Consider the following 12,958-nt stretch of genomic DNA (forward strand, 5'->3'; position numbering starts at 1 on the left):
CACATGGCGACAGAGACCGTTCAGACGCCGGCGACGCCTGAGCTCGCCGCCGACGTCCTGCTGTCCGTGCGCAACCTGCAGACGCATTTCCCTCTTGATCAGGGCCTGGTCAAGGCGGTGGATGGCGCCGGCTTCGAGATCCGCCGGGGCAAGACGCTCTGCGTCGTCGGCGAGAGCGGGTGCGGCAAGAGCGTCACGGCGCGATCGATCCTGCAGATCGTCGACCGGCCCGGCCGCGTGGTCGGCGGTGAGCTGCTGTTCCGTCAGACGCCGCGCAACGACGACGGCCGGCCGGACGCCGCACAGCACGGACAGGAACGGATCGTCGATCTCGCCAAGCTCAGCCCGAAGAGCGCAGCGATGCGCGCCATCCGGGGGCGCGACATCGCGATGATCTTCCAAGAGCCGATGACGTCGCTCAGCCCGGTGCACACCATCGGAAACCAGATCGTGGAGGTCATCCACCTGCACGAGAACGTCTCCAAGAAGGAGGCGAAAGAACGGGCGATCGAGGTGCTACGCCGGGTCGGCGTCCCGCGGCCCGAGCAGCGGTTCGACTCGCACCCCTTCCAGCTCAGCGGAGGGTTGCGGCAGCGCGCGATGATCGCGATGGCCCTGGTCTGCAACCCCACGCTGCTGATCGCCGACGAGCCGACCACCGCACTCGACGTCACCACCCAAGCCCAGATCCTGGAGCTGATGCGGGAGCTGCAGTCCGACTACGGCATGGCGATCATGTTCATCACCCATGACCTCGGTGTGGTCGCGGAGATGGCGGACGACGTGGCCGTCATGTACCTGGGGACGGTCGCCGAGCGCGGAGACGTCGAGTCGGTGTTCCGCGATCCACAGCATCCGTACACGCGGGCGTTGCTCCATTCCATCCCGAAGGTCGGCGCCGCCGCCCGGGCACGCGAGAAGCTGGACACGATCCGCGGCATGGTGCCCGACCCCTATAACCGTCCCGGCGGATGCCCCTTCCACAACCGCTGCGACGAGATGATGCCCGGCGTCTGCGATAGGATCCTGCCGCCGCCGACCACGCTCGGCGAGCACCGAGAGGTGCGCTGCCTGTTGCACGATCCGGAGCTGATCTCCTCGAACGGCGGCACCGTCGGCGCAGCGGAGACCGAGGATGCGAGCCGGGACCTCGCGACCGAGCCGCGGCCGACCGTCGTCCCGGATGCCGCAGGCGGCTCCACGCCCGACGGCGATGCGCGGTCGACCTTGCTCGACGTCGAGGATCTGCGGTTGCACTTCCCGATCCGCACGGGTTTTCTGCGCCGCACCACAGGTCACGTGCGCGCCGTCGACGGTTTGACCTTCGCCATCTCGGAGGGCGAGACGCTCGGGCTGGTCGGCGAATCCGGGTGCGGAAAGACATCCACCGGCCGCTGCATCGTCCGATCGCACGACCCGACCGGCGGCCGCATCCTGTACCGGGAGAACGGCTCGCCCGCCGTCGACCTGGCACAGTTGGCCGGGCCGGAGCTCAAGCCGTACCGCCGGGCGGTGCGGATGATCTTCCAGGATCCGCATTCGTCGTTGAATCCACGGATGACGCTGCGAGACATCATCGGCGAGCCGCTACGCGCACACGGCGTCGCCTCCGGAAGCGAACTGGAGGACCGGGTCGGCGAGCTGCTGCGCGATGTCGGGCTGCGGCCGGAGTACATGAGCCGATATCCGCACGCGTTCTCCGGCGGCGAGCGCCAGCGGGTCGGCATCGCTCGCGCGCTGAGCCTGGACCCGCGTCTGGTCGTCGCCGACGAGGCCGTCTCCGCGCTGGACGTGTCGGTCCGGGCGCAGATCCTCAACCTGCTCCAGGACCTGCAGGCCGAGCATCAGCTGACCTACCTGTTCATCTCCCACGACCTGTCCGTCGTCGAATACCTCTGCGACCGCGTCGCGGTCATGTACGTCGGCAAGATCGTCGAGCTGGCCGACACCGCCACTCTCTACGCACGCCCCCGGCATCCCTACACCGAAGCGCTGCTGTCCGCGGTGCCGAAACCGGATCCTCGGACGCGTGACCGCAGGGAACGGATCGTGCTCTCCGGCGACGTCGCGGATCCGTCAGATCCGCCCAGCGGATGTTACTTCCATCCGCGGTGCCGGTACGCGAAGCCGGTCTGTGCCGAGGAGCAGCCGCAGCTGCGCGACGTCGGCGACGGCACCACCGTCGCGTGTCACTTCGCCGAGGAACTCACCCTCCGGGGCGTCGCGGACGGCGCGAGCACGGTCACGACGACGCCGAAGTGATCGCTGGCCCAGATCCCGTCCACCGGCTCGTCGAACGTGCGCTCGCATGAGCCGATCGGCAGGGTGGGTCCTCGCTCGTCGCATCTGACGAGGATGTAGTCGATCCGCCGGGCCGGGATTCTGGACCAGGTGCTCTCAGCATCGATCAAGGGGTTGTCCGGCGTGAACGTCTCGCCGCCTTCCCCGGGGTGGGCGAATTCCCACGCGTCCTGATACGCGACGCTCAAGCCGTCGAGAGACTGGCGTCCGGTCCAGAACCTCATGCTCGATGTCTCCGGTCTGGCGTCCATGTCGCCGGCGACGACGACGTGCAGACCGCGATCTCCGGCGAGGTCTTCGATGAACCTGGCCGTGGTCACCGCCTGCAGCTCGCGTTCGCGTTCGAGGTGCACACGCCAGCTGGGCTTGTGGTTCACGAACAGCAGGGGCCCGAGCGGCGTCTCCACCTCGATCGCCGTCGCGCATCCCACGAAGTCGCCGGGATCGACCCGGGCCGTCACGCACAGGTCGAGTTCCCAGGTGTTCACCGGCGGCCATCGACTGACGATCGAGCATCCGGTGCCGTCGGCGTGGCGCCGCTTCTGGTGCACGACGTGGTACCGGTCGCCGAAGACGTCGACAACCTGGTCATAGTCATCGGTGACCACCGACTCCTGCAGCGCGACGAGGTCTGGCGCCAGGGCATCGAACCCGTCCCGAAGCACCTCTCGTCGTCGCGGCCAATCACCGTGTCGGCTCCACCAGTTCAGCGTCGCCAGCCGTATCCGGTCCACTGCGCACCATCCCTCCGGCCCCGATTGAGCATGGGGTCGACGTTCCCCGCGTGGCGATCGGCATGCGGCTACGGCTGAGAAGGCGCGTCAGTCCGGTTCCGGCGAGGCGCGGACCTGAGGCAGGCTCGCGCGGAAGGTCGACGGCGGGACGCCGAAGACGTCCTTGAACCGCCGGGAGAAGGCGAACTCGTCGGAGAATCCCAGGTGTCGTGCGATCTCACGGATCGTCCACCCTCCCTGTTGGAGTAGCCGTGCCGCCTCGTCCATGCGACGCCGCATGCGCCAGCGGCCGGGAGACTCGCCGGCGATCGCCGTGAAACGCTTGCGGAACCGCTCGTACGGCATGCCGATCGATGCCGCGACGCCGTGCAGATCCAGCCCTGGTTCGCGTGCCAGCAGCAGGCATGCGTCGTGGAACCACGACGACGCGGATGGCACGTCCGCCTCCAGGCTCGCCGCGGCCAGCAGCGTCTGCAGCCGCGACAACTCGAGGAATGCCGAGCGGGTGCCACCGGGGACCGGGTCCGTGATCGCTTCCATCGCGGGCAGCCAGGTGTCCACCGGGCGGAGCATCCCGACCGGCCGGGAACGGTCCAGCACACCCTGTTTCTCCAACAAGCGGGGCAACGGGCCGTCGAAGAGGACATAGCGCTCGGTCCAGCGCTCCCCCGGTTCCGGACCATAGTTGTGCTCCAGCCCGGGAAAGACGGTGATCGTGCTACCGGCCGTCAATCGACGCTGGGTACCTCGCGCGTCGCGGTACCGCCCCTCACCGCTGACCAAGAACACGAACGCGTAGACGTCCAGCGTGCGCGGACCGCCGAGGCCGGCGCCGTCAGGGATCGCGCCGGCGAACAGCACCCGCCCGAGCGACGCATCGGCCGTCGCCCCACGCACCAGGCGAACGCCAGTGAGGTCGGAAGCATCGAGGGCGCTCAGCAGTGATTCCCTCCTTTGCGGACATCGCCGCTCGGGACCAGCCGCGCGCCGCCCTGGCGCGCCGCGGTCGTTCGGTCCCGTGGGTCCGTTCCGCCCGCTATCCGTGTGTCTATGCTGGAGACAGCTTTGCAGCTGTGTTCTGCCACGAGGTCGTGACCCCCGCAGGGTCGGCTCGAGCATCTCAGGTCTGGATCGCCTAGATCGGGAGCCGGGGCTTTCGCGTGTCTGCTGCCGTACCCCGTCCAGCCGACCTACATGTGGCTGTGCGATCGCCGACCTCGAGGGTTGAGCAACCATCGATCTATCTGCGCTCTCCGGCGGTCGCCCTGATGTCGGCGCAGGTCAGCGGCTGAAGCGCGGGAACTCTGTGCCGGCCGACCGGTCGCAAGCGTCGGGTTGTGCGCCACCGTCGGTTCGGATCACCTCACCGGATTCGGATCACCTCACCGAGTTCGGATCATCACACCCGCTTCGGGCCATCACACCAGGCTCGGGCCATCACACCGGGCTCAGCTCATCTCAGCGGGTTCGGATCACCACACCCGCTTCGGGCCATCGCACCGGGTCCGGACGGCCAACCGCCAGCTGCGGCCGTCCGGTCCGTGCGGTGTGGTCGGCGTGTTGGACGATCGTCGTTGTTCGAGTCCCATCGCCCTGCCATTGGTGCCGTGTGACCTGCTGTGTAGGTTCTGGCCGGTTCGCGGCGTCGTGCGCCGAGCCGTGGTGCGCCTTGCCGCTATATGCGGTCAGAGTGCGCACGACAACCCACACCGCCACAGGAGACCGGCATCCAGCGGTCTCGCTTCACACGACCACGCTCACAACCCCGCCTGGACCGGCCGGTACTCCCACGACCACATACACGGGTCGGTTGTGGGAGGAGTCGTGTGAAACGGGGCCGCTGTTCCGCCAGACCGTGTGGTCGGTCGTGCGACGGTGAACGGGTTGGCAGCAGACTGTGTAGTCTGTCGTGCGGCAAAGATGGGCACCACGCCATGCTGTGGACGCTGAGCGGGGACAGATCCGCCGCCGCCCATTTCAATATCGCGTCGCTACCGCGGACGATGGGATGCCGCCACGCCCGCGCGGCGGCTTGCCGCCCGCAACCGGCCTGCGCCGCTCAGCAGATGATCCCCTTCTTCGCGTCCGGACCGTGCGCGATCGGCTCCGGCCCGATCCACCGCTCGTCGGCCGGGTCCGCCGCGGGCTGATACCGCGAATCCGTGGACATCCGCACCTGGTCAGAGGTGTTGTCCAGGCTTCCATGCACGGTGAACATCCCGAAGACGATGATGTCCCCGGCGCGGAAGTCCGCCGTCAGCCACCGGCCGCCCAAGCGTTCGCGCAGCGCGGCGGGGTCGTGGGATATCGAGCCATCCCAAGCGCCAGGGGCCTCGCCCTTGTTCTCGCAGTAGCTGTCCACGTCGCGCCGGCCATAGTCGTCGGTGATCTCCGGCAGGTGGTGGCTCCCTTCAAGAATGATCAGACCACCGACGTCGAACCCCGCATCCGAGAGCGGCGTCCACGTCGTGCGCAACCGCTGCGATCCCCGGTTCATGAAGACCCCGTCGCCGTGCGGCTTGGTCCCCGGTCCGGGCGGGACCACGCGCAGCCATGTGTAGTCGAGGTGCGCCACCGGCTCACCGAACATCGCCTCGTGCAGGGCGAGTGTGCGGCCTCGGTAGAGCAGCTCCGTCAACGGCGCACTCGCTCGGGCGATATCGGCCCGCACCGACGGTTGTGGTAGCGCTTCCGTCGCCACCAGACGGTCCGGGAGAGCGCTGGAATCCAGCAGCCCGCCCGCGGCGAACCGTCCGCCGACGTCGGCACGGACCGCCCGAACGTCGTCGGGATCGTGAAATGCCGGCAGATACAGGTAGCCGTCCTCGTCCAGCCTGCGGTGCAGGTCCTCGACGCCGGCCTCTGGATCCGTCCGGCGAAGCTCGCCGAGGTGCGCCGCGTCCAATCGCACGTCCCGCGCCTGCAGCGATCCGGCGGACGCCACGGGCGTACGGCCCACCGACTCCGACTCAGTCATCTGCCGCCTCCACATTCGACGATGATGTCCCTTCTGGCTCGAACGTAAGGCAACAATCAGCAGATGGACATGGCAGTGCTGGCTCAAGCATGTACTTTCTGGCCGATTGCCATTCCTTCTCAGCTCGTGTTCATATCGGACATCCGCACCTGCGGAAGCCTGATCGTGAACGCCGATCCATCACCCGGTTCGCTCGCCACGTCTACGCTCCCTCCGTGCGCCTCGACCAGGTGCTTGGTGATCGCGAGCCCGAGTCCGCTGCCGCCCGTCGCCCGGCTCCGCGACGGGTCGGCCCGATAGAACCGGTCGAACAGATGCGGCAGGTGTTGCGGATCGATCCCGTCGCCGGTATCCGACACCGTGAGCACCACGTCATCCGCCCGTCCATTGACCGCCACCTCCACCGTGCCACCGGCCGGCGTGTGCATCACGGCGTTGGACACCAAATTGCCCAGAGCCTGTCGCAGCCGCACCGGGTCGGCGAACACCGGCACCTGTCCCGCCACATCAAGGCGCAGCTCTACCCCGGAGGCCTCGGCCTGTGCTCGATGACCCGCCACGGCCTGCGCCGCTATGTCTCCGGCGTCCCGTTCCTCGGGATGGATCCGCAACATCCCGGCGTCGGCGAGCGCCAGATCCTGCAGATCCGACACGAGCCGCTCAAGCACAGCGGACTCTTCCCGCAACGACTCGACCAGGCTGTCGTCCAGCGGCGCCAGGCCCACGTCGACCGCCTCCAGATGGGTCCGCACGTTGGCCAGCGGCGTCCGAAGCTCGTGCGCGACATCGCTGACCAGCGCCTTGCGCTGCCGCTCACTGCGCGCGATCGACTCGGCCATCCCGTTGAATCCGTCCGCCAGCCGCGCGACCTCGTCGCGCCCGGAGACAGGAACCCGCACGGAGCGATCACCCTGTGCCATCCGTTGGGCGGCCCCGGTCAGCGCGAGAATCGGCCTGACCAGCCGGCGCCCCGCCAGCACGGTGGCGACGGCCGCCACGAGCAGCACGACGGCGACGGTCATGGCGGTGCGCCACCAGGCGTCGGGCGCGAACGGATCAAACCGGTCGCTGGTTCCCAGGTACAGCTGCGCCGGCGGCGCGACGTACGGCTGCATCGCCTCGCTCTGCGCCGTCTCCGCGCAGTTCCGCCACGCTTGCGGCTTCTCGCCGTCGGCGACGGGCTCCACGATGCGCATGCCGTACGAGTCCTCGGAGACCTGGTGGTCGAGCCCGGCATCGTCCAGGCATGCCAACGTCAGATCGACGGATGTGTCGTTGATCTCCCGTGCCACCTCGCTCGGCGCATACAACTCGTCCGGCACGCACGCCTGCACCTCCGGCGACGCCCACAGCTGGCCGGTCCCCGCGGGTATCTCCCCGGCTGCGGCGACGAACAAGCCTCGCACACCCCCGCCCGGCCCGTCCGCGGCCTGGATCGTGGCGTCGAGGCCGCCGCGATCCAGGCATGCCTCGGCATCGTCGATGAGACGATCACGTTGCGCGAGCTCCTCGTCAGACATCTGCCAACCGTGGTACGAGACGCCGTTGTCATTGCTCAGCTGCCAGGTCAGCGCGGACCGGGTCCCGGTCGGCGCCGTTTCGGACATGTCCGCAGGGGTGGTCGGCCCCCGCGCGTCGGCGACCACGTCGATCGCCGCCGCCGGTGTGGACGGTAACTCGGTGCCGCCCTGCCCCAACAGGTCGGCCGAGTCCGCGATGGTCTCCCCATCCGGCGTCGTCAATGCGATCCGGCGACCCGTCTCCTGTGCGAGCTCGCGGACCAGGGGCTCCACGCCGTCCCAGCTGTCGTTGTTGCCGGCATAGCCCAGAAGCGCGGCGCGGATGTCGCTGTCCGTCTCCAGCAGCGAATCACCGCTCTCCAGCTCCTCCCGCAAGCGTGTGCCGGTTCCGTACGTGGCCAGAAGCGCGGTCGCGACGACGGCGAGTGCCGCCACACTCAGGGACACCGCCACCAGCCGCACCAGCAGGCTACGGCGCATGGTGTGACGTCCGCGCAGGCGGCCGCGCACGGTCTGACGACGCGACGTCGGACGATGCGACGTCGGACGGGGCGGCGTCAGGGTGTGCGCCCGCCAGCGCTCCGCCGTCGCCGCGTTCCGCTTCGGAAGGTTCGTCGGCGACCTCGGCGAGCTTGTAGCCGACACCGTAGACGGTGAGGAGATAGCGCGGACGCGTCGGAACCGTCTCGATTTTCCGCCGGAGATTCATCATGTGGAAGTCGACCGTGCGCGCCGTCGTCTCCTTGCCCATGTCGGAAATGTGTTCCAACAGCAGCTGCCGGGTGAACGCTCGCCCCGGGGAGGCCGCCATGCACGCCAGGATGTTGAACTCTGCCGGCGTGGTCTCGAGCCTCTCTCCGTTCATGCGGACCTCGTGGCGGACCATGTCGATCACCAGCCCACCGACGGTGTACACGTCCGGTTCGGCCGGGGCAGCTCGAGCGACGCGACGCAGCACGGTACGGATCCGCGCCACCAGTTCCAGCGGGCTGTAGGGCTTGGTGATGTAGTCGTCGGCGCCGAGTGCCAGCCCGGTCAGCAGGTCTTCCTCGCTCGCCCGCGCCGTGAGCATGATGATCGGGATGTCCTGCTCGGACCGGAGTACTCGGCAGACGTCCATCCCCGCCACCTGCGGCAGCATCAGGTCCAAGACCATGAGGTCCGGGCGGAGCCGGAGCGCCTCGTCGATGGCGGCACGTCCGTCGTAGACCACCGACGCGATGTGCCCCTCACGCTCCAAGAATCGGCGGACGAAGTCCGCCTGTTTGCGGTCGTCTTCGGCGATGAGAATGCGCGCGGCCATATCGAGAGTGTGCTGCCCCTTGCTGAGGATTCCCCAAGAGAACCGCGATCTGACCGGGATCTAGCCGGAACCTGACACTCCGGGTCGGTCTGCGCGGCCGTCGGCGCTCGGCCCCGGCGTCGGCGCTCCGCCCCGCCGTCAGCGCCCCGCCCGGCTGTGGCTGAGGATTCCCCAAGAAAACCACGGGCTCACCTGGTTCTAGCCGGTTCCTGATCACCGTGTCTGCACGCTGTGGCGCGTACCGAGGTCGGCCAGCCCATGGCAGCGACCGCCATCCCACAGAACGACACCAGGGGAGGAACACCCGTGCGACGCACCGTGCGAAACCTATCCATGGCCATACCCGCGCTCGCCTTGGCGCTCACCGTATTCACCGCCTGCGGCGGCGATGACGAAGAGACGGCCGCGGGCGGCGACGGCGTGGCCGGAAGCAGCAGTGAGGACACCTCCGACCTCACACCCCAGCAACAGCAGGAGCTGGACTACTACGAATGCCTGCGGGAGCAGGGCGTCGACGTCGAAGATCCCGACCTGAACGACCAAGGCATGCAGCTCCAGGTCACGCCCGAGACAGAAGCGGCCCACGAAGCGTGCAAGGACCTCGCGCCCATGGGCGGCGAACCGCCTGAGGCGAGTCAGGAAGACCTGGAGAACATCCAGAACTTCGTCGAATGCTTGCGCGCCGAAGGTATCGACATGGCCGACCCGAACCCGGACGGATCGCTGAGCATGCCCGAGGGCGCCGATCCCAACTCCGCAGAGTTCCAGGACGCGATGGCCACCTGTCAATCAGAGCTCAACGGCGCCCCGATCAGGATGGGAGGACCTCGGTGATCGACGACGTGCTCGACGACCCTCGTCGCACGCGCCACCGAGTGCTGTGGCTGACATTCGGCGTCGTCCTGCTCGGCGCTGCCGCCGGGGGCGCCTGGTGGTACCACGACCGGCAGGCGCCGGACGACACAGCAGACGTCGCCACCGGCCCGGCCGCCACCGCGGAGGTGACCCGGAGCTCGCTGTCCGAGACCGAGACCTGGGAAGGCACCCTCGGACACGGTGATCCATTCACGGTGTCCGCTCTGCTGGACGCCTCGGGCGCCTCCGGCGGTTCGGGTTCGGCCGGCACAACGGGCGGCTCGGATGGCACGACCGATGGCGGCGGGGCGGATCCGCGAGCCTCCGTCGTCACCCGGGTGACCGAACAAGGCGCCGAGGTCACACGCGGCACCGAACTGTACAGCATCAACGAGGAGCCGGTGACCGTCATGTATGGCGACATCCCCATGTATCGCGACCTTGCCTCCGGCGACGTCGGTGTCGACGTCGAGCAGCTGGAGCGGAACCTCTCCAAGCTCGGCTACGACGGCGGCTATGGAGACGACTTTCCCGTCGACGACGAGTACGACTGGTACACGGAGCAGGCGGTCCTTCAGTGGCAACAGGACATCGGGGTCGAAGAGACCGGAGCTGTGCCGGCGACCGCGGTGGTGTTCATCCCGGAGAAGGGTCGCGTGGAGGCCGTCCACGTCACCTCCGGCCAGGCAGTGAACGCCGGTACTCCGATCCTGGACATCACCGGCCAGGATCAGGTCGCTCGCCTCGAAGTCGACGTCGCCGACCGCGACCTGTTCGAGATCGGTACCGAGGTCACGATCGACCTGCCGGGTGGCGACCAGGTCCAGGGGACTGTCAGCTCGGCCGCCGTGGTCCCGGCCGGGTCCGGCGGCGGCGATGGTGGGGACCAGACGGGCGCCGACGCCGCCATCACCGAGATCGACGTCCTGCTGAACGAGAACGTCGACGAGGCCCTGCTGGGCTCGCCGGTCGACGTGACGATCCAGATCGACCAGCGTGAGGACGTCTTGGCGGTACCCGTCAACGCGCTGCTGGCCCTGTCCGAGGGCGGTCACGGGTTGGAGGTCGTGGCCGAGGACGGCACCACCTCGGTGGTGCCGGTCGAGACCGGTCTGTTCGCCGACGGCCGGGTCGAGGTATCCGGTGACGGCCTCGAGGAAGGGACCGTCGTGGGGGTGGCTGCACGATGACGGCCAGCGCTTCCCTCGCCACGGCACTGAGCCGGACGGACGCAGCACGACGCGGTGCGGCCGCGACGACCCGCGAACCGGTGGTGCTGATGGACAACGTCACGCGTGTCTACCCGGGGAGTCCTCCTGTGTACGCGTTGGGCGGCGTCAGCCTGCGGATCGAGACCGGGGAAATGGTCGGCATCGTGGGACCATCCGGGTCCGGCAAGTCGACCCTGCTGAACATCCTCGGGACGCTGGACCGCGCCGATTCAGGCGTGGTGCGGATCGACGGTCACGACCTCTCGACCATGTCCGACCGGCAGCTGTCCGCCCTCAGGGCACGGCGGATCGGTTTCGTCTTCCAGCAGTTCTTCCTCTCTCCTGGCGTGACCGCGCTGGACAACGTCGCTGACGGCCTGCTCTACACCGGACTGCCGCTGCGCCGGCGGAGAGCACGGGCACGCACGTTCCTCGAGCATGTGGGGCTGGCTGACCGGGTGCACCACAAGCCCAACGAGCTCTCCGGTGGGCAGCGGCAACGTGTCGCCGTGGCACGGGCGCTGGCGGGCAAGCCGTCGTTCTTACTGGCGGACGAACCCACTGGAGCGCTGGACTCGACATCCGGTGCCGCCGTGCTCAAGCTGCTGCATGAACTGCACGATGACGGCACGACGATCGTGGTGATCACCCATGACCATGCCGTGGCGGCCGAGCTACCCCGTCAAGTGCACATTCTCGACGGAAAGATCGAGTCCGACGAACGGACGGTGGGCAGATGACATCCGCGGCGCCGGCACCGTCGCGGCTCAGACCGCGCGACACCGTCCGCCTGGCGTTCTCGGGTCTGCGCTCTCGCCCGCTCCGCGCGGTGCTGTCCGCGCTGGGCATCGCCGTCGGGATCGCGGCCATGGTGGCCGTGATCGGCATCTCGGCGAGCAGCCGGGAGCAGGTCAACCAACAGCTGCGAGAGCTGGGCACCGACCTGCTCACGGTTGCGCCGGGGACCTCGTTCAGCGGCGAGGCGGCCAAGCTCCCCGAGGAGAGCGTCGACATGGTCAGCCGGATCGAGTCGGTGAACACCGTCAGTGCGGTCGGCACTGTCTCAGAGGCGTACGTGTACCGCAACGAGGCCATCGATGAGGGTCAGACCAATTCCATCGCGGTCAGCGCGGCACGCCTCGACCTGCTCGGCACCGTCAGTGGTGAGGTGGCGTCCGGCCGTTGGCTCGACGGAGCGCTGGCTGAGTACCCGGCGGTCGTGCTCGGCGCGTCCGCCGCGGAGTTACTGGGCATCTCGGAGACGGACGGAAGCGTCAGCGTCTGGCTCGGCGGGGAGTGGTTCACCGTCGTCGGCGTGCTGGAACCCGTCATGCTTGCTCCGGCGCTGGACATGTCCGCATTGATCGGGTGGGAGGTCGCGGAGGAGAGGCTCGGCTTCGACGGCTCGCCCACCACGATCTACGAACGGTCCGACGAGTCGGCCGTCGAGGACGTGCGTGCACTGCTCCCGGCCACCGTCAATCCCCAGGACCCCGGCGAGGTGGCGGTCAGCCGGCCGTCGGACACGCTCGCCGCACAGGCGGCCGCCGACGACACATTGACCGCGCTCCTGCTGGCCCTCGGCGGTGTCGCGCTCCTGGTCGGAGGGATCAGCGTGGCCAACACGATGGTGATGGCCGTGCTGGAGCGTCGCTCCGAGATCGGCCTGCGCCGGGCGTTGGGCGCCACCCGGGCCCACATCCGGCGGCAGTTCCTCGGCGAGTCCGTGCTTCTCGCGGCGCTCGGCGGGGTCGGCGGTGCCGGACTCGGTGCCGTGGCGACGGCCGTCTTCGCCGCCGGCCGCGATTGGCCGTTCGCCCTCCCGGCGTGGGTGTTGGGCGGTGTCGCCGGAGCGACGGTCATCGTCGGTGCGCTCGCGGGGGCGTTCCCCGCCGCTCGCGCGGCGCGCATGCCACCCACCGCCGCCCTGGCCACGGCGTGACATCGGGCCGGCGCCTTTCCGTGGCCGGCCCGACCACCACGATGGCTCGCCCCACACTGGCGCGCCGACGTTGAGCTGGCTTAGCCTCGGGGCTGGTGGCATCGGCATGCGGTGC

At 68.8% G+C, this 12,958-nt stretch carries 10 protein-coding genes; 5 read left to right on the top strand and 5 right to left on the bottom strand.

Features of this window, described 5'->3' with window-relative positions; genetic code table 11:
- The first annotated feature begins 3 nt into the window (after positions 1 to 3).
- Positions 4 to 2,262 carry an ABC transporter ATP-binding protein gene (locus G1H10_RS32870; RefSeq protein ID WP_163735988.1) on the top strand — a complete coding sequence of 753 codons (2,259 nt, stop codon included), beginning with the start codon at positions 4 to 6 and terminating at the stop codon, positions 2,260 to 2,262.
- Here the strand turns inward: G1H10_RS32870 and G1H10_RS09420 are convergent.
- The 5 genes from G1H10_RS09420 to G1H10_RS09440 all read right to left on the bottom strand — a co-directional run bounded on the left by G1H10_RS09420 (position 2,190) and on the right by G1H10_RS09440 (position 8,835).
- Positions 2,190 to 3,035 (bottom strand): endonuclease/exonuclease/phosphatase family protein, encoded by an 846-nt coding sequence (locus tag G1H10_RS09420; protein ID WP_163735991.1) that lies wholly within the window; start codon positions 3,033 to 3,035, stop codon positions 2,190 to 2,192. The two genes, G1H10_RS32870 and G1H10_RS09420, sit on opposite strands and share 73 nt — an antisense overlap.
- Positions 3,036 to 3,122: 87 nt before the next feature.
- Positions 3,123 to 3,932: a helix-turn-helix transcriptional regulator gene (locus G1H10_RS09425; protein WP_163735994.1), complete on the bottom strand. Its 810-nt coding sequence runs from the start codon at positions 3,930 to 3,932 to the stop codon at positions 3,123 to 3,125.
- Positions 3,933 to 5,094: 1,162 nt separating this feature from the next.
- Entirely contained in the window at positions 5,095 to 6,012 is a 918-nt protein-coding gene (locus tag G1H10_RS09430; RefSeq protein WP_163735996.1) for a phytanoyl-CoA dioxygenase family protein, read from the bottom strand.
- Between the two features lie 119 nt (positions 6,013 to 6,131).
- Complete coding sequence (locus G1H10_RS09435) at positions 6,132 to 8,012, bottom strand: sensor histidine kinase (RefSeq protein ID WP_163735999.1); 1,881 nt, start codon at positions 8,010 to 8,012, stop codon at positions 6,132 to 6,134.
- The gene (locus G1H10_RS09440) at positions 8,002 to 8,835 is read right to left on the bottom strand and encodes a response regulator (protein WP_163736002.1); all 834 of its coding nucleotides are present in this window, start codon (positions 8,833 to 8,835) and stop codon (positions 8,002 to 8,004) included. Before G1H10_RS09440 ends, G1H10_RS09435 begins: the two co-directional genes overlap by 11 nt.
- A 306-nt stretch (positions 8,836 to 9,141) precedes the next feature.
- On the opposite strand from G1H10_RS09440, the gene G1H10_RS09445 reads away from it, so the two are divergent.
- The 4 genes from G1H10_RS09445 (at position 9,142) to G1H10_RS09460 (ending at position 12,843) form a co-directional block, all read left to right on the top strand.
- Entirely contained in the window at positions 9,142 to 9,669 is a 528-nt protein-coding gene (locus G1H10_RS09445; RefSeq protein ID WP_163736005.1) for a hypothetical protein, read from the top strand.
- The gene (locus G1H10_RS34480; RefSeq protein WP_163736008.1) at positions 9,666 to 10,880 is read left to right on the top strand and encodes a peptidoglycan-binding protein; all 1,215 of its coding nucleotides are present in this window, start codon (positions 9,666 to 9,668) and stop codon (positions 10,878 to 10,880) included. The genes G1H10_RS09445 and G1H10_RS34480 overlap by 4 nt, the downstream gene beginning before the upstream one ends.
- An 89-nt stretch (positions 10,881 to 10,969) precedes the next feature.
- On the top strand, positions 10,970 to 11,641 hold the full coding sequence (locus G1H10_RS09455; protein ID WP_163736299.1) for an ABC transporter ATP-binding protein: 672 nt from the start codon (positions 10,970 to 10,972) through the stop codon (positions 11,639 to 11,641).
- Positions 11,638 to 12,843, top strand: a complete 1,206-nt coding sequence (locus tag G1H10_RS09460; protein ID WP_163736010.1) for an ABC transporter permease — start codon at positions 11,638 to 11,640, stop codon at positions 12,841 to 12,843. Before G1H10_RS09455 ends, G1H10_RS09460 begins: the two co-directional genes overlap by 4 nt.
- Positions 12,844 to 12,958: the final 115 nt, after the last annotated feature.

The organism is Phytoactinopolyspora halotolerans (genome assembly GCF_010550675.1).
GTDB lineage: Bacteria > Actinomycetota > Actinomycetes > Jiangellales > Jiangellaceae > Phytoactinopolyspora > Phytoactinopolyspora halotolerans.

Excerpts from the sequence above, each read along its gene's own strand:
- G1H10_RS32870 (WP_163735988.1), top strand. The coding sequence starts at position 4 with ATGGCGACAGAGACCGTTCAGACGCCGGCGACGCCTGAGCTCGCCGCC.
- G1H10_RS09430 (WP_163735996.1), bottom strand. The coding sequence starts at position 6,012 with ATGACTGAGTCGGAGTCGGTGGGCCGTACGCCCGTGGCGTCCGCCGGA.
- G1H10_RS09435 (WP_163735999.1), bottom strand. The coding sequence starts at position 8,012 with ATGCGCCGTAGCCTGCTGGTGCGGCTGGTGGCGGTGTCCCTGAGTGTG.
- G1H10_RS09440 (WP_163736002.1), bottom strand. The coding sequence starts at position 8,835 with ATGGCCGCGCGCATTCTCATCGCCGAAGACGACCGCAAACAGGCGGAC.
- G1H10_RS09455 (WP_163736299.1), top strand. The coding sequence starts at position 10,970 with ATGGACAACGTCACGCGTGTCTACCCGGGGAGTCCTCCTGTGTACGCG.
- G1H10_RS09460 (WP_163736010.1), top strand. The coding sequence starts at position 11,638 with ATGACATCCGCGGCGCCGGCACCGTCGCGGCTCAGACCGCGCGACACC.